Here is an 18,255-nt window from a genome sequence, read left to right as displayed (position 1 = left end):
GCCTCAAGTCGCGGGGCGAGTGAGCGTCAGCACCTGTTCGCGGATTTTGCCAGTGGCGTGTGCCGATGCAACCGATGCGTAGCCGCTGACCAATGGTTCGAAGTGCGTGTCGAATAGCCAGTTACGGTCCTGCGGATAGCGTTGCATGTGCTTCAAGTTACGCTGTCGCAGGGCGCTGCGAAGCGCTGACGGGTAGATGCGCATGTCGGCCAGGTCTATAAGCCCGAACTCACCGTCCTCCAAGAGCAATACATTGCCCAAATGCAGGGAGCGGAAATAAACGCCGCGCTCATGCAACACGGCCATGAATCGGCCTAGTCGCTCCACCAGCGCTTCTCGAACGCCGCTGTCGAGGCTTTGCAGGGCCTGGCGTACCGTCAAGCCGGTCAGGGGCTGATAGCGCACAGCACTGCTGCCATCGCGCAAGCTATACACATCGAGAATGCGTGGCGCAGCAATGCCCAGTTGCTGCAGATGTTGGCTGTTGGTGGCGAAGCGCTGGGAGTAGGGGTTGAACCCGCCGGAGGTATACCAGCGCCGAGCCCTGAACAGTTTGAGGAAACTGCCGTCCTCCAGGCGCAATACTTTGGGGCCGAGACCGTCCTCTTCTATCACCTGCGCGCCTTTGGATAGCGCTTCGAACGCCTGTGGGGCAGGTGTCTGCACCGCCATACCCAGCAGACTGCGACGGCGCTGTGCAATGCTCAGGCCGGCGATCAGCGCCAGGGGGATCCACAGCAGGAACCAGTGTTCCTTAGGGCGCGACAGGATGCCGCCACCTTCGGTCAAGCCGGCGCCGATGCCGTACGCCAATAGGGCCGATGTCAGCAGGAACAGCGGTTGTGCGCGTTCCTTGAAGCCTATGTACAGCCCCCAGCCCAGCATGAAGATCCATGGGATGAACCCGATGATGCCGACGTAATAGAGCACGCCGAGGGCAAAACTGTGAGGTTCGTACAGCTCGTAAGCGTCCACGACCAGCGACAGATCCGAGTTGAAACTGTGGCCGATCCACGGGTGTTCCGCGATGCGGTGTAGCGTCATGCTCCACAATTCAAGACGGTACGAACTGCCTCGTTCGGTAATCGCCTCGGGATAAAACAGCAAAAGCGCCGCAGCGCCCAGTACCAGCGTGGCGATCATCATTGCCGAACGGCGATTACGTCGCACGAAGGCGATCCAGAAGGCTGCCAATGTCAGGGCAACCAGCGGGGTGCGTGAGCCGGTCGCCAATACCGCGAGCGTCATCACCGCCAGCGCGGGAGCGCTGAACCACAGTACTCGCAACCGCTGGGCGGTTATGCAGATGTACAGCCAGTAGATGCAGAAGAAGCCGAATACGTGGGAGCTGAGCAGCGGGTTATCGAGGGCGCCGCGACCGCCGATCATGCGCATGCTCGGCTCGAAGCCTTTGGCGAACGCAATCAGGTTGGCCAGGCAGACGATCAGCGCAATTACCGCCGCACTGAAGAAGATCGGTTTGAACATGTCGTTGCGGTAATGCAGCAGCAGCCCACAGCCGGCAAACAGCATGAATGTGTGCAGCGGTCGCTTGAACAGGTCGGAATCCACCGTGGGTTGCGGGCTCCAGAGCAGCGTGGTCAACGCCCACGCACAAAACACCAGAAACGCGATCACCAGCGGCTCGCGCAACAGCTCCTTGATTTCCCTGGGGCGCAGGCACAGCAACAGCAAGGTCGGCGCGCTGAAAAGTCCGTAGTAGAACTTGTGCAGCACATTGCGGTTGGTCACGAAGAACAGCGAACTTAAAAGCAGTAATAAACCTATGGGTAGAATCCATAGAACCAGGAAGTCGAAAACGCGATTTGCGCCATAGCTGAGGCGGTTGGAGTGCATACAGAAAGCCATTCCAGAAAGAGAAAGCCGACCATCTTAAAGTAGTGGCTATATAATGTCGCCGATTGAGGCCGGCCGGGTGTTGGGTCATGCCGGGTGCAAGTACAACAGAGAAGCTGTGCTAAAGTCAGCCTCCTTTTTTAAAACGCCGCGTGATATGACCGACTCCAGTCCGAGCGCAAGCCCTTCGAGCTTGAAAATATATTTCCGCCTGCTCAGTTACGTGAGGCCCTACGCGGGCTTGTTCGCGTTGAGTATCGTCGGATTTCTGATTTTCGCGTCGACCCAGCCGATGCTGGGTTACATCCTTAAATATTTTGTCGACGGCCTCTCCAACCCAGAAGCGGTGCTGTTCCCAACAGTGCCATACCTGCGTGACCTGCAATTGCTGCAGGCTGTGCCGCTGTTGATCATTTTGATCGCGGCCTGGCAGGGCCTGGGGTCTTTCCTGGGTAACTACCTGTTGGCCAAGGTCTCTCTGGGGCTGGTTCACGACCTGCGGGTGCAGTTGTTCAACAACCTGTTGACGCTGCCCAACCGCTACTTCGACAACCACAACTCCGGGCACCTGATCTCTCGCATCACCTTTAACGTGACCATGGTCACCGGTGCGGCGACAGACGCGATCAAGGTGGTAATCCGCGAAGGCATGACAGTGATCTTCCTGTTCGCCTCCCTGCTGTTCATGAACTGGCGCCTGACATTGGTGATGATCGCCATCCTGCCGTTGATCGCGGTGATGGTCAGCACGGCCAGCAAGAAATTCCGCAAGCAGAGCAAGAAGATCCAAGTCGCCATGGGCGATGTGACCCATGTGGCTTCGGAGACCATCCAGGGCTATCGCGTCGTGCGCAGCTTCGGCGGCGAAGTCTACGAGGAGAAGCGTTTCCTCAAGGCCAGCCAGAGCAATACCGACAAGCAACTGCGCATGACCCGCACCGGAGCCATCTATACACCGGCGCTGCAACTGGTGATCTACACCGCCATGGCCGTGTTGATGTTCCTGGTGCTGTACCTGCGTGGCGATGCGTCGGCGGGCGATATGGTGGCTTACATCACCTTGGCCGGTCTGTTGCCCAAGCCGATCCGCCAGCTGTCGGAAGTCAGCTCGACCATCCAGAAAGGCGTGGCCGGTGCCGAAAGTATTTTCGAACAGCTCGACGAAACACCGGAAGTCGACCGCGGTACTGTCGAGCGTGACAAGGTCAGCGGCCGCCTGGAAGTGCGTCAGCTGAACTTCACTTACCCAGGCACCGATCGCCATGTGCTCAAGGACATCAGCTTTACCGCCGAGCCTGGGCAGATGATCGCCCTGGTGGGGCGTTCCGGCAGCGGCAAATCGACGCTGGCCAGCCTGATCCCGCGTTTCTATCACCATGAAAGCGGTGAAATCCTGCTCGACGGCGTAGAGATCGAAGATTACAAACTGCTCAACCTGCGCAAGCACATCGCCCAGGTGACCCAGCACGTAACCCTGTTCAGCGACACCGTCACCAACAACATCGCCTACGGCGATCTGGCCGGCGCGCCCCGGGCCGATGTTGAAGCGGCGGCGGCGGACGCCTATGCCAAGGACTTCATCGATCAGTTGCCCAAAGGCTTTGATACCCAGGTGGGTGAAAACGGTGTGCTGCTGTCAGGCGGCCAGCGCCAGCGTCTGGCAATTGCCCGTGCCTTGTTGAAGAACGCGCCGCTGCTGATTCTGGACGAGGCCACATCGGCCCTCGACACCGAATCGGAACGGCATATCCAGGGCGCGCTGGATAAAGTCATGCAGGGCCGCACCACCCTGGTGATCGCCCATCGTCTGTCCACCATCGAGAAGGCCGACTTGATTCTGGTGATGGACGACGGTCGGATCGTCGAGCGTGGCACCCATGCCGAGTTGCTGGCCCAGAACGGCTATTACGCCCGTCTGCATGCCATGGGCCTGGATGCCCCGGTCTCGGCGGATATCACTTAAGCCCGCCTGCGCTACGGCTGACGATGGCGGGGGAGTGCGCTCCCTCGCCATACCATCTTCTGTCACACCCCCCACAAGCCTGCTGTAACCCTGTGCTAATATCGCGCCCCTGTTCATTTTGTATGTGGGTTGCTCCATGAAGTTGTCCATGCCGCGATTCGATCAAGCCCCTGTCTTGGTGGTCGGCGATGTCATGCTCGACCGTTACTGGCATGGTGGTACCTCACGGATTTCCCCTGAGGCACCGGTACCGGTAGTCAAGGTCGAGCAAATCGAAGACCGTCCAGGTGGCGCTGCCAACGTTGCCCTCAATATTGCCGCCCTCGGCGCTCCGGCCTCGCTGGTCGGTGTGACCGGCGACGATGAAGCCGCCGACAGCCTGGCCAACAGCCTGCGCGGTGCCGGCGTGCGTGCGCTGTTCCAGCGCATCGCCCATCAGCCGACCATCGTCAAGCTGCGGGTCATGAGCCGTCACCAGCAGTTGCTGCGAATCGATTTCGAAGAGCCCTTCGCCACCGACGCCCTGGCCCTCAGCGGTCAGGTCGACGAACTGCTCGAAGGCATCAAGGTGCTGGTGCTGTCCGACTACGGCAAAGGCGCGTTGAAGAACCACCAAATGCTGATCCAGGCCGCCAAAGCCAAGGGCATCCCCGTATTGGCCGATCCCAAGGGCAAGGACTTCTCGATTTATCGAGGTGCCAGCCTGATCACGCCGAATCTCAGCGAGTTCGAAGCTATCGTCGGCGGTTGTGCCGATGAGCACGACTTGGTGAGCAAGGGCGCCACGCTGATGGCCGACCTTGATCTGGGCGCCTTGCTGGTCACCCGTGGCGAGCACGGCATGACCCTGCTGCGCCCCGGCCACCCGGCGATGCACCTGCCGGCGCGGGCCCGTGAAGTGTTCGATGTCACCGGCGCCGGCGACACAGTGATTTCCACCCTGGCCGCGTCCATCGCCGCTGGCGAAGAACTGCCCCACGCGGTGGCCCTGGCCAATCTGGCGGCGGGCATCGTGGTCGGCAAGTTGGGCACCGCGGCCATCAGTGCTCCGGAATTGCGTCGCGCGATCCAGCGTTCCGAAGGCTCGGAGCGAGGTGTGCTGAGCATCGAGCAATTGTTGCTGGCGATTGATGACGCCCGTGCCCACAACGAAAGCATTGTGTTCACCAACGGCTGCTTCGACATCCTCCACGCTGGTCATGTGACGTACCTGGAGCAAGCCCGCGCCCAAGGCGATCGTCTGATCGTCGCGGTCAATGACGATGCGTCGGTCAGCCGTCTGAAGGGCCCCGGCCGTCCGATCAATAGCGTCGACCGGCGCATGGCGGTCCTGGCCGGTTTGGGCGCGGTGGACTGGGTGATCAGCTTCCCTGAAGCGACCCCTGAAAATCTGTTGGCCCAGGTCAAACCCGATGTGCTGGTCAAGGGCGGCGACTACTCCGTCGACCAGGTGGTCGGCGCCGATATCGTCAGCGCCTACGGCGGTACGGTCAAAGTGCTGGGCCTGGTGGAGAACAGCTCGACCACGGCAATCGTCGAGAAGATCCGCAACAATGAATAAGGCTGAACCGTTGGTTTTGATCACCGGGGGCGCGGGCTTTATCGGCTCGCACCTGGTCGATGCACTGCTTGCCAAAGGCTATGCCGTGCGGGTGCTGGATAATCTGTCCACCGGCAAACGCAGCAACCTGCCCCTGCACAATCCGCGCGTGGAGCTGCTCGAAGGCGATGTGGCCGACGCCGAACTGGTGGGTCAGGCTGCCCTCGGCGCGACGGCGGTCGTACACCTGGCCGCCGTGGCCTCGGTGCAGGCCTCGGTGGACGACCCGGTCAGCACGCACCAGAGCAATTTCGTCGGCACCTTGAATGTGTGCGAAGCCATGCGCAAGGCCGGGGTCAAACGCGTGGTGTTTGCGTCCAGCGCGGCGGTGTATGGCAACAATGGCGAAGGGGCCTCGATCGACGAAGAGACCACCAAGGCGCCGCTGACGCCCTACGCGTCCGACAAGTTGGCCGGCGAATACTACTTTGATTTCTACCGTCGCCAGCATGGTCTGGAGCCGGTGATGTTCCGTTTCTTCAATATCTTCGGGCCGCGTCAGGACCCGTCCTCGCCGTACTCCGGTGTAATCAGCATCTTCTGCGAACGTGCCCAGCAGGGCCTGCCCATCAGCGTGTTCGGTGATGGCGAGCAGACTCGCGATTTCATGTACGTGGAAGACCTGGTGGACGTATTGGTGCAGGCCATCGAAGCGCCGGATGCGCCGCTGGGTGCGATCAACGTGGGCTGGAACCGCACCACCACCCTCAAGCAGGTCTTGCAGGCATTGGAAGAAGCGGTGGGCTCGTTGCCCGCCGTGACTTACGGGCCGGCGCGTTCGGGAGATATCCGACATTCGCGGGCGAACAACCAGCGGTTGCTGGCCAGCTTCACCCTGCCTGAACCCACGCCGTTGAAGGTCGGTTTGCAGCGCCTGCTTAACGGCTGAATCCTGTGGCCAGTACGCTAATTGCTTGATTAGCGGCTGGCCTTTTTCCTCGGCACAATCTTGCCCAGCATCCGCCGCGCTTTGCCGGTCAGGCGTTTGAGTTTCGATTCTTTCTCCGGCTGCGCCAGCCCCTGCTGGCGCAGCCAATCCTTCCAGCGAATCCGCTCTTCTCGCACCACCCAGCCGTCCTGCTGGGCGAAGCTCTCCGCCAGGAACAGGCCCCGTGTGCTGGCCGGGTGCAGTTGGTCTTTCTTGACTGTGTACAGCTCGGCCAAGGGCTGGCCGTCCTTGAGCGGCATCAGGTACAGGTCAGGGCGTTGTCGGTTAAGGCGCGCCACCAGCTGGTCGCCTTCCAGGCGCTCATCCACATGGAACAGGCTCAGGGACTTGGCTTCCTTGGGCACTTCCAGGCGCAGGTCGTAAATCAATTGCAGCGAGGCGGTGGGCAGGTGCACATAGGCCCGTGGGCGTTCGATCAACTGGGTGGTGGCGCAGCGGACCGGGCGCGCGGCGCCGGACAATGGGCTGAGGCGAAACGGCAGCGCCTCGCGGTAATGCAGGGCGGCGGAGTAGGGCGCCGGCAGCCAGGTATCGTTGAAGCGCCCGCCGAGCCAGCCTTCGGGGGTTTCCAGTAGGCACTCTTCGGCGATTTCCTGGATGGCGGTGTGCAGCGGCAGGTTCAATTCGTGAGCCGGGACGTAGCCGGAAATCAGCTTGAGCACCACGTCGCCCCGGTCCTGGCGGCGCTGGCGCACCAGCACCCAATAATCGCGGTTCTGCCAGTGCAAGGTCAGACGCACCGAGACCCCAAGGTTGGCCAGCTCCACCGCGAAGCGCTCGGCGTCCGGCACATCCACCGGTTTGCGCCGTTGCAGGGTCTGGGCGAAATTGAGCGGCATGCCGACGCTCTGGTAACTCAGGCCTTCGGGGGTGGCTTCAACGTGCAGCGGCAGTGTCTTGAAGTTGCTGGGGTTTTTTCTTATGAGCGTGCGCGGCATGTCGGCTCCTTCTTGCGACGGGGTCGGCCGCGTGGGCGGCATCAGCGTTGACGAATGACCTGGGCAGCGGTCGCCACGTTATGGGCCAGGTGCAGCGGGTTAATGGTCCCGACAATAGCACTGGCGACGCCCGTTTGCGCAAACAACAACGTGAAACTGGCGCGTATTGGATCCATTCCGGGTTCCAGGCAGACATGGCCGCTGGCCAAGGCTTTTTTGACCAGGATGCCCTTGCCGTGGGTCGCTGCATAATCAATGACGGCTTTCTCTGCCTGTTCGTTCAGATTGTAGGTGACCATCGCGCAGTCGCCTTGCTCCAGGGCCTTCAAGCCGCCTTCGACGGTTTTGCCGGAGAAACCGAAACCGCGAATCTTGCCCTCTTGCTTGAGCTGCGCCAGGGTCTGGTACACCTCGCAGTCGTTGAGGATCTGCAAGTCGTTGCCGTCGGAATGCACCAGTACCAGGTCGATAAAATCCGTTTCAAGTCGTTTCAAGCTGCGTTCTATCGACATGCGCGTATGCGCTGCACTGAAATCGTGACGGGAGACACCCGCTTCGAACTCTTCACCCACCTTGCTGACGATCACCCAGTCCTGGCGCTGACCACGCAACATCGGCCCCAGGCGTTCTTCACTCATGCCATAGGCCGGCGCGGTGTCGATCAGGTTGATCCCCAGCTCGCGAGCCTGGCGCAACAGCATGCGCGCCTCGTCATCCCCTGGAATCTGAAAGCCGTTGGGGTATTTCACCCCTTGATCGCGCCCCAGTTTGACGGTGCCCAGGCCCAGCGGCGAAACAAGCAGGCCGGTGTTGCCCAGCGGGCGATGCAGGTCGTGCAGGGTCGGCAGGCTCATGGCAACAGGGTCTCCCAGACGGGTACGCCGAGGGCGGGTTTGGGCAACTCCGGCAGCGGTTGCGTGGGGCCTGGCTGGATGCCATCGCGTTCCAGGCTGTGCAGCACGCGGTCGGCGAAATCTGGCGCCAGGGCCAATTTGGTCGGCCAGCCCACCAGCAGGCGGCCCTGTTCGGCGAGGAAAGCGTTATCGGGACGGCTCAGGCCCGACTGCAGCGGCTCCGCACGGTCGACTCGCAGGGTGGCCCAGCGGGTCTGGTGCATGTCGATCCACGGCAGCAAATGCGCCAGCTCTTTCTGTGCTGTGGCGATTTGTGCTTCCGGTGTGCGCGCCACGCCATCGGCCTCGGCGATGTCGCCGCCCATGTACCACACCCATTCGCCATTGGCGGCCGGGTGCGTGGTGATGGTCAGGCGCGGCTTGGTGCCGCCGCCCAGGCAATGGGCATACAGCGGCTTCAGGCCGGGGCCCTTGGCGAGGATCATATGCAGTGGCCGCGTCTGCATGGCCGGCTGGCTCAAGCCCAGGGCACTGAGCAAGTCGGCAGTGCCGGCGCCCGCGCTCAATACGATGCGTTGGGCGCGAATCTCGCGGCCGTCCACCTTCAGGCCCACCAAGGTGCCACCGTCCTGCAGCGGTTCGATGTGCTGCCCGGCGAGCAGGCTGTCACCGCCCAGTTGTGCCAGGCGCTCGATCACACTGGGCACGTCCACCACCAGTTCGGCCAGGCGATAGACCTTGCCTTTGAAGCGCTTGTCTTGCAGAGCCGGCGGCAAATCGTCGCCTTTGACCTGATCCACACGGCCACGCACAGCCTTGCTGGCGAAGAAGCTGGTGAGATTGCCGGCGAGGGTGCCGGGGGACCACAGGTAGTGCGCCTGGGACAGTACGCGCACCCCGGACAGGTCCAGCTCGCCGCTGCCGGCCAGGGCCTCGCGCCAGCGGCGCGGCATGTCGGCGATGGCTTCGGAGGCGCCGGTGAGGGCGCCGTGCAGGGCGTATTTAGCGCCGCCGTGAATGATCCCCTGGGACTTCACACTTTGTCCGCCGCCGAGGGTGGCGCTTTCCACCAGCACCGTGGAAAACCCCTGGCGGCGCAGGCGCGCGTTGAGCCAGAGGCCGGCAACCCCGGCGCCGACAATCAGAACGTCGGTGGAAATAGGCATGCGCGCGGGACCTCTGCGTTGGAAATGGGCGCCTAGTATAGCGCGCTGCGCTGCCTCATCAGTGCGACACGTTGGCCGCGACTCAATGCCCAGCCGTTTTCGAGAACAGCTGAATCACCACCACCCCCAGCACAATCAGGCCCATGCCCAGCATCGCAGGCAGGTCGAGCTTCTGCCCGTAGATAAACAGCGCCGCAACGCTGACCATCACGATCCCCATCCCGGCCCACACGGCATAGGCCACGCCCACCGGCACCGTGCGCACCACCAGGGTCAGCATCCAGAACGCCACGCCGTAGCCGACAATCACCAACAGCAGTGGGATCGGCGTGCTCCAGCCCTTAATGGCTTTCATGGATACCGTAGCGATCACTTCCGAGCAGATGGCGATGGCCAGGTAGCAGTAGGCGGCATTCATAGGTCAATCCTCGGCGTAGGGCGGGTCAATAGGCCGGCATTTTAGCGGCTGCTTAGATGGGGTAAAGTCATTACCTATCAGTATGAGAGATAGGTTGCTCCATGAGCGTTCAATGGAATCTGGAACAAATGCGCCTATTTGTGAACGTTGCCGAGCAGCGTTCTTTTTCGGCGGTGGCGCGGGGGCAGCGCAAGGCGCAGTCGGCGGTCAGCAGTGGGATTGCAATGCTGGAGGCTGACCTGGGCGTGAGCTTGTTCGAGCGCAGCAGCGGCCGCCAGCCGCGGCTGACCGAAGCCGGCGCTGTGTTGCTCGAAGAGGCCCGGGAAGTGTTGCGCCAGTGCGAACGCCTTAACGGTCGTGCCTTGTCATTGATGCGCGGCGAAGAAGCCTGCCTGCGCCTGGCTCAGGACGAGGCCATGCTGTACCAGCCAGTGCTCGACAGCCTGGACGCCTTGGCCGGGCAATTTCCCAATCTGGAAGTGCAGCTTTCCAGTGCAGCCCAGGGCGATGTCGCACGCAAATTGGTGGAGCGCAAGGCTGACCTGGGCATGCTGTTCTATCACGATCAAATCCCCGAAGCGCTGGAGCGCCGCGTGGTGGGCAGTGTGGAGATGGTCACGGTCTGCGGGCGCCACCACCCGCTGGCGGCGCAGAATCGTGTGGATTGTCAGGGCCTGGCGCAATACCGTCAGTTGCTGATGTCGACCCAGACCAGTGTCTACCCCGGCAGTGAAGCCGCCAGCCCGCAGGTCTGGCGGGCCGACAGCTTCTACGTGCTGGCCGAATGGCTGATCCGTGGCCTGGGTTGGGCCTGGCTGCCCCGGCACGTGGTGCAATACCCCGCGTATCAGAACCTGATGGTCGAACTCGACAGTGAATGGACTCCGCCGGCGCTGGTGGTGGAGCTGGTCTGGCGGCGCGATGAACCCCTGGGGCCCGCCGCGAGATTTCTCGCTGAACGTTTTGCCGAGTGCCTGCGGGCGATTGACTGAAAAAGCCGATAAACTCCGCCGCCATGAATAGAACTCTCTACACCTGCCTGTTTTACCTGGCGCTGCCATTGGTGGCTTTACGTCTGTGGCTGCGCGCACGCAAGGCGCCGGCCTATGCCCAGCGCGTGGGCGAGCGGTTTTCCTACGGTTTGCCGGCGATGCAGCCGGACGGGATCTGGGTGCACGCCGTCTCGGTGGGCGAAAGCATCGCGGCTGCGCCCATGGTGCGCGGGTTGCTGGCGCGTTATCCGGACTTGCCGATCACGCTCACCTGCATGACGCCCACCGGCTCCGAGCGTATCCAGGCCCTGTTCGCCAACGAGCCGCGCATCCAGCACTGCTATTTGCCCTATGACGTGCCGTGCGCGGCCAAGCGTTTTCTGAATCGCGTGCAGCCGAAACTGGCGGTGATCATGGAAACCGAGCTGTGGCCCAACCATATTCACGCCTGCGCCCAGCGCGGCATTCCGGTGGCGCTGGCCAATGCGCGGCTGTCGGCGCGTTCGGCCAAGGGCTATGGGCGCTTCGCCAAGTTGACCGCACCGATGTTGTCCGAGATGAGCCTGCTTGCGGTGCAGACGCAGGCCGAGGCCCAGCGTTTCCTGAGCCTGGGCGCACGCCCCGAGACCGTGGAAGTGACCGGTTCGATCAAGTTCGACCTGACCATCGACCCGCAGTTGCCGGCCCGCGCCGCCGCGCTGCGTGCGCAATGGGGTGCCACTGAGCGGCCGGTGTGGATCGCCGCCAGCACCCACGCCGGCGAAGATGAAGTGGTACTTGCCGCCCATCGTCAACTGCTCGACAGCTACCCCAATGCGCTGTTGATCCTGGTGCCGCGCCATCAGGAACGCTTCGGGCCGATGTTCGATCTATGCCAGCAGCAAGGCTTCGCCACGGTTCGGCGCTCCAGCGGCGAGCCCGTCACGGCGCAGACGTCGGTGCTGCTGGGCGACACCATGGGGGAGTTGCTGTTTCTGTACGCCCTGGCCGACAGTGCTTTCGTCGGCGGTAGCCTGGTGGCGACCGGAGGGCACAACCCATTGGAGCCGGCAGCGTTGGCGCTGCCGGTGATCATGGGGCCGCATGTGTTCAACTTCCTGGAAATCACCGCGATGATGCGCGAAGCCGGTGCGTTGCGCGAAGTGGATGACGCCGAAGGGTTGGCCGAAGCCGTGCGGCAGTTGTTCGAGCTACCCCAGGATGCCCGCAAGATGGCGCAGGCGGGGCTCAAGGTGATGCAGGCCAACCAGGGCGCGCTTGAGCGCTTGCTCAATGGTCTGGGCCGATTGATCGCGATTTAAAGGGCGAAAGGGGATTGCCCTTGATGACGATCTGTCAGGCCAAATAGTGTTGGCTGTCTTGCGCTATCGGGGGCAAGTCGAATCGTTGCACCGCCCCTCCCGCATGATCAAGCCCCTCACACATGATTTAGCAGCGTGATTAATTATTCGGGCGGGCCTTGAGCTGTTCGGCGGCGGCCTTGGCCAGGTCCGGCGGCAGGAAGTCGCGGTCCGGGTTGTAGTCAGCCTTGAGGTAGCGCGCCAGGTCCTGCAGATCCCCAGGGTTCAACGTGCCCGCGGCCTGCTTCAAACGCAGGTTGTCGAGGATGTAGTCGTAGCGGCTGTTGTTGTAGTTGCGTACGGAGGCATAGAGCTGGCGCTGGGCGTCGAGCACGTCGACGATATTGCGCGTACCCACCTGATAGCCGATTTCCGTGGCTTCCACCGCGCTCTGGTTGGAGATGATCGACTGGCGGCGCGCCTGTACCTGTTCCACATCAGTGTTAACCGCGCGGTGCAGGTTGCGTGTGTTTTCCACCACCTGGCGGCGCAAGCCTTCGCGTTGCTGCTCGGTCTGGCCCAGGCGCGAGTACGACTCGCGGACCTGCGAGCTGGTCAGGCCGCCGCTGTAGATCGGGATATTCAGGCGCAGGCCGATGGTGCGTTGTTCCACATCGCCGCGATAGGGCGTGCCGAAGGCATTCGGGTTGCTGAACCCCAGCGCATCGTTATCGCCTTTTTCGTATTGCGCCACCGCGTCCAAGGTTGGCGCGTGACCGGCCTTGCGCTGCTTGAGGACTTCCTCGGCGGCGGTGACAGCATAGTTGCTGGCCAGCAGGTTGAGGTTCTGGCGCCCAGCGGTCTCGACCCAGGCCTTGGCGTCGTTCGGCAGCGGCGGCAACACCGGCAGCGTGTGGACAATGCCCTGGATCGAGTTGTACTGACGGTTGGTCAGGGTGATCAATGCTTCAAACGCATCTTCTACCTGACGCTGCGCCAGAATCCGGTTGGCCCGCGCGGTGTCGTAGCTGGCTTGGGATTGCAGCACGTCGGTCTTGTCCGACAGGCCCACGTCGAAGCGCTCGTTTGACTGATCAAGTTGGCGTTTGAAGGCGTTCTCTTCGGCCTTGGTCGAGGCCAGGTTGTCCTGGGCGCGCAGCACGGCGAAGTAGTTCTCTGCGCTCTGCAGAATCAGGTTCTGTTCGGTGGCCGACAGTTGCAGCGCTGCCTGTTCATTGGTGGCTTCAGCCGCCTGCAACTGGAACCAACGGTCGGCGCGGAACAGCGGCTGGCTGAGGGTCGCGCGCCAGGAGTGGGCATCGCGGTTGGCGGTGGCGGCCGGTGTGTCGATCTGGGTGCGTACATTGTTGATGTCGGCGCCGCCGGAGAGGTTCGGCAGCAAGCCGGCGCGGGCCTGAGGCACCACTTCTTTTTGCGCGCCGTATTGGGCGCGGGCGGCGGCCAGGTCGGCGTTGTTATCCACCGCTTCCTGATAGACGCTGACCAGGTCGGTTCTGGCGGACAAGGGCGCTTCAGCTGCCCAGACCATTCCGTTGGTCGCACAAGACACGGCAATAGCCAGTGAGAGTTTGCGCAGCATGAGGCGATCCCTGAATAAATATTACGGTGATAATTCGACGGCCAAGGCTACGGCGGCTGTTTCAGAGCGTCAAGCCTTGGGCAGTAGCCGAGTGTAGTGGCGCCGACCCGACGCAACAATCCTGCAATCATGCCATTCATCACGCTGAAAGCAGCACCATTGGCAATTTGCCCATTCCATGGTCTAGACTGGCCGCGTTCTTGTCGGGGTGCCTTGTTGGAAGGCTGAGATCGGTAAATACCGGATCCCGTTGAACCTGATCAGGTTAGCGCCTGCGTAGGGAACAAGATTTCTCGTCACCCGGCGAGTCCTCTTGTGCTTCGTCCGGGATGTTGTTCGTTTACCGAGCAGCCCTCGTGCGCCAAGCACAGCACTGGTTCCAGTGCGTCCATCCGTCACAGGTTCGCTCCGACAAACATCCACCGCCTGGATAAGTTGGAGAGCCCGTGATGACTACAAAACTAAAAAATACCGTGCATTTGAGTGAATCGGCCAAGGTCGACTCTGGCTCCGTGCAGCCGTTTACCCGCTCGCAAAAAATCTACGTGCAGGGCACTCGCCCGGATATCCGCGTCCCCATGCGCGAAATCAGCCTGGACGTGACCCCCACCGATTTCGGCGGTGAAATGAACGCCCCTGTCACCGTGTACGACACCTCGGGCCCCTACACCGACCCTAATGTGATCATCGATGTGCGCAAAGGCTTGGCCGATGTGCGTTCGCCGTGGATCGAATCCCGTGGCGACACCGAACGGCTGGCCGGCCTGACCTCGCATTTCGGCCAGCAGCGCCTGAGCGATGCCGAGCTGACCGCCCTGCGTTTTGCCCATGTGAAGAACCCGCGCCGCGCCAAGGCCGGTGCCAACGTCACCCAGATGCACTACGCGCGCAAAGGCATCATCACCGCCGAGATGGAATACGTCGCCATCCGCGAGAACATGAAGCTCGAAGAAGCCCGGGCCAGTGGCTTGCTCGACCAGCAGCACGCCGGCCACAGCTTCGGCGCCAGCGTGCCGAAGATCATCACCCCGGAATTCGTGCGCGAAGAAATTGCCCGTGGCCGCGCAATCATCCCGGCCAACATCAACCACACCGAACTGGAACCGATGATCATCGGCCGTAACTTCCTAGTGAAGATCAACGGCAATATCGGCAACAGCGCCCTGGGGTCGTCCATCGAAGAAGAAGTGGCAAAACTCACCTGGGGCATCCGCTGGGGCTCGGACACGGTGATGGACTTGTCCACCGGCAAACACATCCATGAAACCCGCGAGTGGATCATCCGCAACTCGCCGGTGCCGATCGGTACCGTGCCGATCTACCAGGCCCTGGAAAAAGTCGGCGGCGCCGCCGAAGACCTGACCTGGGAGCTGTTCCGCGACACCCTGATCGAACAGGCCGAGCAGGGCGTCGATTACTTCACCATCCACGCCGGCGTGCTGCTGCGCTACGTGCCGCTGACCGCCAAGCGCGTCACTGGCATTGTGTCCCGTGGCGGTTCGATCATGGCCAAGTGGTGCCTGGCGCACCATAAAGAGAATTTCACCTACACGCATTTCGACGAAATCTGCGAAATCATGAAGGCCTATGACGTCAGCTTCTCCCTGGGCGACGGCCTGCGCCCCGGTTCGATTGCCGACGCCAACGACGCCGCGCAGTTCGGCGAGTTGGAAACCCTCGGCGAACTGACCAAGACCGCCTGGAAGCACGACGTGCAAACCATGATCGAAGGTCCCGGCCATGTGCCGATGCAGTTGATCAAGGAGAACATGGACAAGCAGCTCGAATGCTGCGACGAAGCGCCGTTCTACACCCTCGGCCCGCTGACCACCGACATTGCGCCTGGCTACGACCACATCACCTCCGGCATCGGTGCGGCGATGATCGGCTGGTTCGGTTGCGCCATGCTCTGCTACGTCACGCCCAAGGAGCACCTGGGCCTGCCGAACAAGGATGACGTAAAGACCGGCATTATCACCTACAAGATCGCCGCCCACGCGGCCGATCTGGCCAAGGGGCATCCGGGCGCGCAGATCCGCGATAACGCCTTGAGCAAGGCGCGATTCGAGTTCCGCTGGGAAGACCAGTTCAACCTCGGCCTGGACCCGGACACCGCGCGCTCCTATCACGACGAAACCCTGCCTAAGGACTCGGCCAAAGTCGCGCATTTCTGCTCGATGTGCGGGCCGAAGTTTTGCTCGATGAAAATCACCCAGGAAGTGCGTGAGTACGCGGCCAACCAGCGCATTGACGCGGTGGATGTGGACGTGGCCAAGGGCCTGGCGGAGCAGGCAGAGCGGTTCAGACAGGAAGGCAGCCAGTTGTACAAGAAGGTCTGATCCAGAGACGGCGGTGCCTGTACCGCCGTTATCGGGGGCAAGCCCCCTCCCACACCTGAATGTGGGAGGGGGCTTGCCCCCGATTGCAATCTCCCCAACAAAAAAGTCCCCAAGAGATACCCACCTTGAGCATTCAACCGAGTACCTATTCTCCTGACATCGCGGTGCCTGCTGACAAAAGAGTCTTCGGCGCCCGCGACCTGTTTTCCCTGTGGTTCTCCCTCGGCATCGGCCTGATGGTCCTGCAGACCGGCGCATTACTCGCGCCGGGCCTGGGCTTGTCGGGTGCCTTGCTGGCGATTTTCCTCGGCACTCTGGTCGGCGTGCTGTTGCTGGCCGCTGCCGGTGTGATCGGTAGCGACACCGGCTTGTCCGCCATGGCTGCGCTCAAGCTCAGCCTTGGGGCCAAGGGCGCCAGCCTGCCCGCGCTGCTCAACTTGTTGCAGTTGATCGGCTGGGGCTCGTTCGAAATCATCGTGATGCGTGATGCCGCCAGTCTATTGGGCACGCGGGCGTTCGGCGAGGGCAGCCTGTTGGTCAGCCCGCTATTGTGGACGCTGTTTTTCGGTGGTCTGGCAACCTTGCTGGCAGTCAGCGGGCCGCTGACGTTCGTGCGCCAGATCCTGCGTAAATGGGGCATCTGGCTGCTTTTGGCGGCCTGCCTGTGGCTGACCTGGAACCTGTTCGCCAAGGCCGACCTAGGCGCACTCTGGGCCCAGGCCGGTGACGGTTCGATGCCCTTTGCGGTGGGGTTTGATATCGCCATCGCCATGCCGCTGTCCTGGCTGCCGCTGATCGCCGATTACTCGCGCTTCGGCAAACGCGCCAAAAGCGTATTCGGCGGTACCGCGCTGGGCTTTTTTACCGGTAATTTCTGGCTGATGAGCCTGGGCGTGGCCTACACCCTGGCGTTCGCGCCGAGCGGTGAAGTAAATGCGCTGCTGCTGGCATTGGCTGGGGCTGGACTGGGGGTTCCGCTGCTATTGATCCTGTTGGATGAATCGGAAAACGCCTTTGCCGATATCCACTCGGCGGCGGTGTCCAGCGGGATGTTGCTGCGTTTGAAAGTCGAGCACCTGGCATTGGCTATCGGCGTGATCTGTACTCTGATCGCCTGCCTGGCGCCGCTGGCGCAGTACCAGAATTTCCTGCTGTTGATCGGTTCGGTGTTCGCGCCGCTGTTCGGCGTGGTGCTGGTGGCTCATTTTGCCCTGCGCCGTCGTGGCCAGGGCGTACCGACTGCTCTGCGCTGGCCGGCGCTGTTGGCCTGGTTGGGTGGGGTTGGCACCTATCACCTGCTGGCCAATCTCTACCCGGATATCGGCGCGACCCTGCCGGCGCTGGTGCTGGCAGGGTTGCTGCAGTTCATGCTCGGGCGGGCCTTCAGCGGCGCGCGGGCACCAGTTCGGGCTTAAGGATGCCTTCCAGGCGTGAGTAGGGGATCTGCAACTCGACGTGGCCCAGGGCGTACGGCGCGATGGTCGAGGTCGGGTATTTGAGGATCACGCCGCCGTAGGTCAGCGCCACGTTCGGGGTTTTCTGGAAGGGGTAGGTCTTCACGAACTCCTGCTCCAGGCTCAGACGGGTGCTGATCAACCAGCTATTGTGGGCGACCTGGGCGGCTTTCCAGAATGCGTCTTCCTTGCCCGGCAGCAGCATGTCGGTCAGGGACAGGGCTTTTTGCTGCTGGCGCGAATAGTTGATGAACGCGCGGCCCGGCTCGCCATGGGTGGCGCCTTGGTCCAGATAGCTGGACAGTTCGATGATCACCAAGCCGTCATGCTGCTCGCGTACCTTGGCTTGCAAATACATGCTGTTGCGCGGCGCGGCGGTTTTCAGGAACTGCTCGCGGTACGTTTCCAGGCTTGTGGGCAAGGGCTCGTTCGGGGTGGTGCGGGTCATGTCCAGCAGGCGCTGCTCGATCAAGGCGTCGAGCTTGGGCTCTTTGGCAAAGTGCACGGTGTCGATGTTCACCAGTGGGCAGTCGGCGCTGGCGCAGCCCGGCTTGCTCTGCTCGGTGGCGTCGCGAGTGGCTTCCAGCGGGGTGCGATAGCTCGGTTGGAACAGGCTTTGGCAGGCACCGAGGGTCAATGCGATGCAGGCCACGGAGGCAATCTTTAAGAGCGACATGGATGTCCTTCGTCTAACGATAAGAGCGAAATTTGTGGTGCTTCGACTGCCAGCGAGGCAGTCAGTTCGCCACTAAGCTATTTAGAGTGAGTTTGACGTCCGCCGTCTATCCCGGCAACCGGAAAGGGGCTGCACCAAGGGGCGCGAGCGCGTTAGGATGGCGCGAATC

The 18,255-nt window shown here is 62.1% G+C and carries 14 protein-coding genes and 1 riboswitch; of the genes, 7 read left to right on the top strand and 7 right to left on the bottom strand.

Annotation, left to right across the window (positions count from 1 at the left end; all coding sequences use genetic code 11):
* Positions 1 to 3: 3 nt before the first annotated feature.
* Complete coding sequence (locus tag QRN41_RS12360; RefSeq protein WP_167416783.1) at positions 4 to 1,857, bottom strand: bifunctional O-antigen ligase/aminoglycoside phosphotransferase family protein; 1,854 nt, start codon at positions 1,855 to 1,857, stop codon at positions 4 to 6.
* 157 nt (positions 1,858 to 2,014) lie between these two features.
* Here QRN41_RS12360 and msbA point away from each other — a divergent pair, with 157 nt between their 5' ends.
* The 3 genes from msbA (at position 2,015) to pgnE (ending at position 6,309) form a co-directional block, all read left to right on the top strand.
* Complete coding sequence (gene msbA / locus QRN41_RS12355; protein WP_034136630.1) at positions 2,015 to 3,820, top strand: lipid A export permease/ATP-binding protein MsbA; 1,806 nt, start codon at positions 2,015 to 2,017, stop codon at positions 3,818 to 3,820.
* A gap of 136 nt (positions 3,821 to 3,956) precedes the next feature.
* Positions 3,957 to 5,381: a bifunctional D-glycero-beta-D-manno-heptose-7-phosphate kinase/D-glycero-beta-D-manno-heptose 1-phosphate adenylyltransferase HldE gene (hldE, locus tag QRN41_RS12350; RefSeq protein ID WP_034095569.1), complete on the top strand. Its 1,425-nt coding sequence runs from the start codon at positions 3,957 to 3,959 to the stop codon at positions 5,379 to 5,381.
* Positions 5,374 to 6,309 carry a UDP-N-acetylglucosamine epimerase PgnE gene (gene pgnE, locus QRN41_RS12345; RefSeq protein ID WP_167416784.1) on the top strand — a complete coding sequence of 312 codons (936 nt, stop codon included), beginning with the start codon at positions 5,374 to 5,376 and terminating at the stop codon, positions 6,307 to 6,309. Before hldE ends, pgnE begins: the two co-directional genes overlap by 8 nt.
* 29 nt (positions 6,310 to 6,338) lie before the next feature.
* Here pgnE and QRN41_RS12340 read toward each other — a convergent pair whose 3' ends face one another.
* From QRN41_RS12340 to QRN41_RS12325, 4 genes are all read right to left on the bottom strand, one after another.
* Positions 6,339 to 7,307, bottom strand: a complete 969-nt coding sequence (locus QRN41_RS12340) for a metal ABC transporter ATPase (RefSeq protein WP_167416785.1) — start codon at positions 7,305 to 7,307, stop codon at positions 6,339 to 6,341.
* A 41-nt stretch (positions 7,308 to 7,348) separates the two neighbouring features.
* Complete coding sequence (locus tag QRN41_RS12335; RefSeq protein ID WP_167416786.1) at positions 7,349 to 8,161, bottom strand: aldo/keto reductase; 813 nt, start codon at positions 8,159 to 8,161, stop codon at positions 7,349 to 7,351.
* Complete coding sequence (locus QRN41_RS12330) at positions 8,158 to 9,327, bottom strand: NAD(P)/FAD-dependent oxidoreductase (protein WP_040265851.1); 1,170 nt, start codon at positions 9,325 to 9,327, stop codon at positions 8,158 to 8,160. The genes QRN41_RS12335 and QRN41_RS12330 overlap by 4 nt, the downstream gene beginning before the upstream one ends.
* Positions 9,328 to 9,409: 82 nt before the next feature.
* Positions 9,410 to 9,745 (bottom strand): DMT family transporter, encoded by a 336-nt coding sequence (locus QRN41_RS12325; RefSeq protein WP_034095574.1) that lies wholly within the window; start codon positions 9,743 to 9,745, stop codon positions 9,410 to 9,412.
* Between the two features lie 101 nt (positions 9,746 to 9,846).
* Here QRN41_RS12325 and QRN41_RS12320 point away from each other — a divergent pair, with 101 nt between their 5' ends.
* Both QRN41_RS12320 and waaA read left to right on the top strand, forming a co-directional pair.
* Positions 9,847 to 10,737 (top strand): LysR family transcriptional regulator, encoded by an 891-nt coding sequence (locus QRN41_RS12320; protein WP_034095575.1) that lies wholly within the window; start codon positions 9,847 to 9,849, stop codon positions 10,735 to 10,737.
* Positions 10,738 to 10,760: 23 nt separating this feature from the next.
* Positions 10,761 to 12,038, top strand: a complete 1,278-nt coding sequence (gene waaA / locus QRN41_RS12315; RefSeq protein WP_167416787.1) for a lipid IV(A) 3-deoxy-D-manno-octulosonic acid transferase — start codon at positions 10,761 to 10,763, stop codon at positions 12,036 to 12,038.
* A 139-nt stretch (positions 12,039 to 12,177) separates the two neighbouring features.
* Here waaA and QRN41_RS12310 read toward each other — a convergent pair whose 3' ends face one another.
* On the bottom strand, positions 12,178 to 13,617 hold the full coding sequence (locus tag QRN41_RS12310) for a TolC family outer membrane protein (protein WP_034095577.1): 1,440 nt from the start codon (positions 13,615 to 13,617) through the stop codon (positions 12,178 to 12,180).
* 194 nt (positions 13,618 to 13,811) lie between these two features.
* Positions 13,812 to 13,917: riboswitch (TPP riboswitch) on the top strand.
* 149 nt (positions 13,918 to 14,066) lie between these two features.
* Between QRN41_RS12310 and thiC the strand changes: the two genes are divergently transcribed.
* Positions 14,067 to 15,956, top strand: a complete 1,890-nt coding sequence (thiC, locus tag QRN41_RS12305; RefSeq protein ID WP_167416788.1) for a phosphomethylpyrimidine synthase ThiC — start codon at positions 14,067 to 14,069, stop codon at positions 15,954 to 15,956.
* Between the two features lie 125 nt (positions 15,957 to 16,081).
* Positions 16,082 to 17,371, top strand: coding sequence for a putative hydroxymethylpyrimidine transporter CytX (gene cytX, locus QRN41_RS12300; RefSeq protein WP_167416789.1), 1,290 nt, complete (start codon positions 16,082 to 16,084; stop codon positions 17,369 to 17,371).
* Here the strand turns inward: cytX and QRN41_RS12295 are convergent.
* Entirely contained in the window at positions 17,340 to 18,086 is a 747-nt protein-coding gene (locus tag QRN41_RS12295) for an RsiV family protein (RefSeq protein WP_034095580.1), read from the bottom strand. The two genes, cytX and QRN41_RS12295, sit on opposite strands and share 32 nt — an antisense overlap.
* Positions 18,087 to 18,255 lie beyond the last annotated feature (169 nt).

This window comes from Pseudomonas sp. efr-133-TYG-23 (assembly GCF_030209215.1).
Classification (GTDB): Bacteria; Pseudomonadota; Gammaproteobacteria; order Pseudomonadales; family Pseudomonadaceae; genus Aquipseudomonas; species Aquipseudomonas rhodesiae.
Note: the sequence above shows the minus strand (reverse complement) of the source record. Positions and strands in the feature narration are given on the sequence as shown.

What these genes read in the sequence shown, in the direction of transcription:
- QRN41_RS12360 (WP_167416783.1), bottom strand. Translation starts at nt 1,857, where the DNA reads ATGCACTCCAACCGCCTCAGCTATGGCGCAAATCGCGTTTTCGACTTC.
- msbA (WP_034136630.1), top strand. Translation starts at nt 2,015, where the DNA reads ATGACCGACTCCAGTCCGAGCGCAAGCCCTTCGAGCTTGAAAATATAT.
- hldE (WP_034095569.1), top strand. Translation starts at nt 3,957, where the DNA reads ATGAAGTTGTCCATGCCGCGATTCGATCAAGCCCCTGTCTTGGTGGTC.
- pgnE (WP_167416784.1), top strand. Translation starts at nt 5,374, where the DNA reads ATGAATAAGGCTGAACCGTTGGTTTTGATCACCGGGGGCGCGGGCTTT.
- QRN41_RS12340 (WP_167416785.1), bottom strand. Translation starts at nt 7,307, where the DNA reads ATGCCGCGCACGCTCATAAGAAAAAACCCCAGCAACTTCAAGACACTG.
- QRN41_RS12335 (WP_167416786.1), bottom strand. Translation starts at nt 8,161, where the DNA reads ATGAGCCTGCCGACCCTGCACGACCTGCATCGCCCGCTGGGCAACACC.
- QRN41_RS12330 (WP_040265851.1), bottom strand. Translation starts at nt 9,327, where the DNA reads ATGCCTATTTCCACCGACGTTCTGATTGTCGGCGCCGGGGTTGCCGGC.
- QRN41_RS12325 (WP_034095574.1), bottom strand. Translation starts at nt 9,745, where the DNA reads ATGAATGCCGCCTACTGCTACCTGGCCATCGCCATCTGCTCGGAAGTG.
- QRN41_RS12320 (WP_034095575.1), top strand. Translation starts at nt 9,847, where the DNA reads ATGAGCGTTCAATGGAATCTGGAACAAATGCGCCTATTTGTGAACGTT.
- waaA (WP_167416787.1), top strand. Translation starts at nt 10,761, where the DNA reads ATGAATAGAACTCTCTACACCTGCCTGTTTTACCTGGCGCTGCCATTG.
- QRN41_RS12310 (WP_034095577.1), bottom strand. Translation starts at nt 13,617, where the DNA reads ATGCTGCGCAAACTCTCACTGGCTATTGCCGTGTCTTGTGCGACCAAC.
- thiC (WP_167416788.1), top strand. Translation starts at nt 14,067, where the DNA reads ATGACTACAAAACTAAAAAATACCGTGCATTTGAGTGAATCGGCCAAG.
- QRN41_RS12295 (WP_034095580.1), bottom strand. Translation starts at nt 18,086, where the DNA reads ATGTCGCTCTTAAAGATTGCCTCCGTGGCCTGCATCGCATTGACCCTC.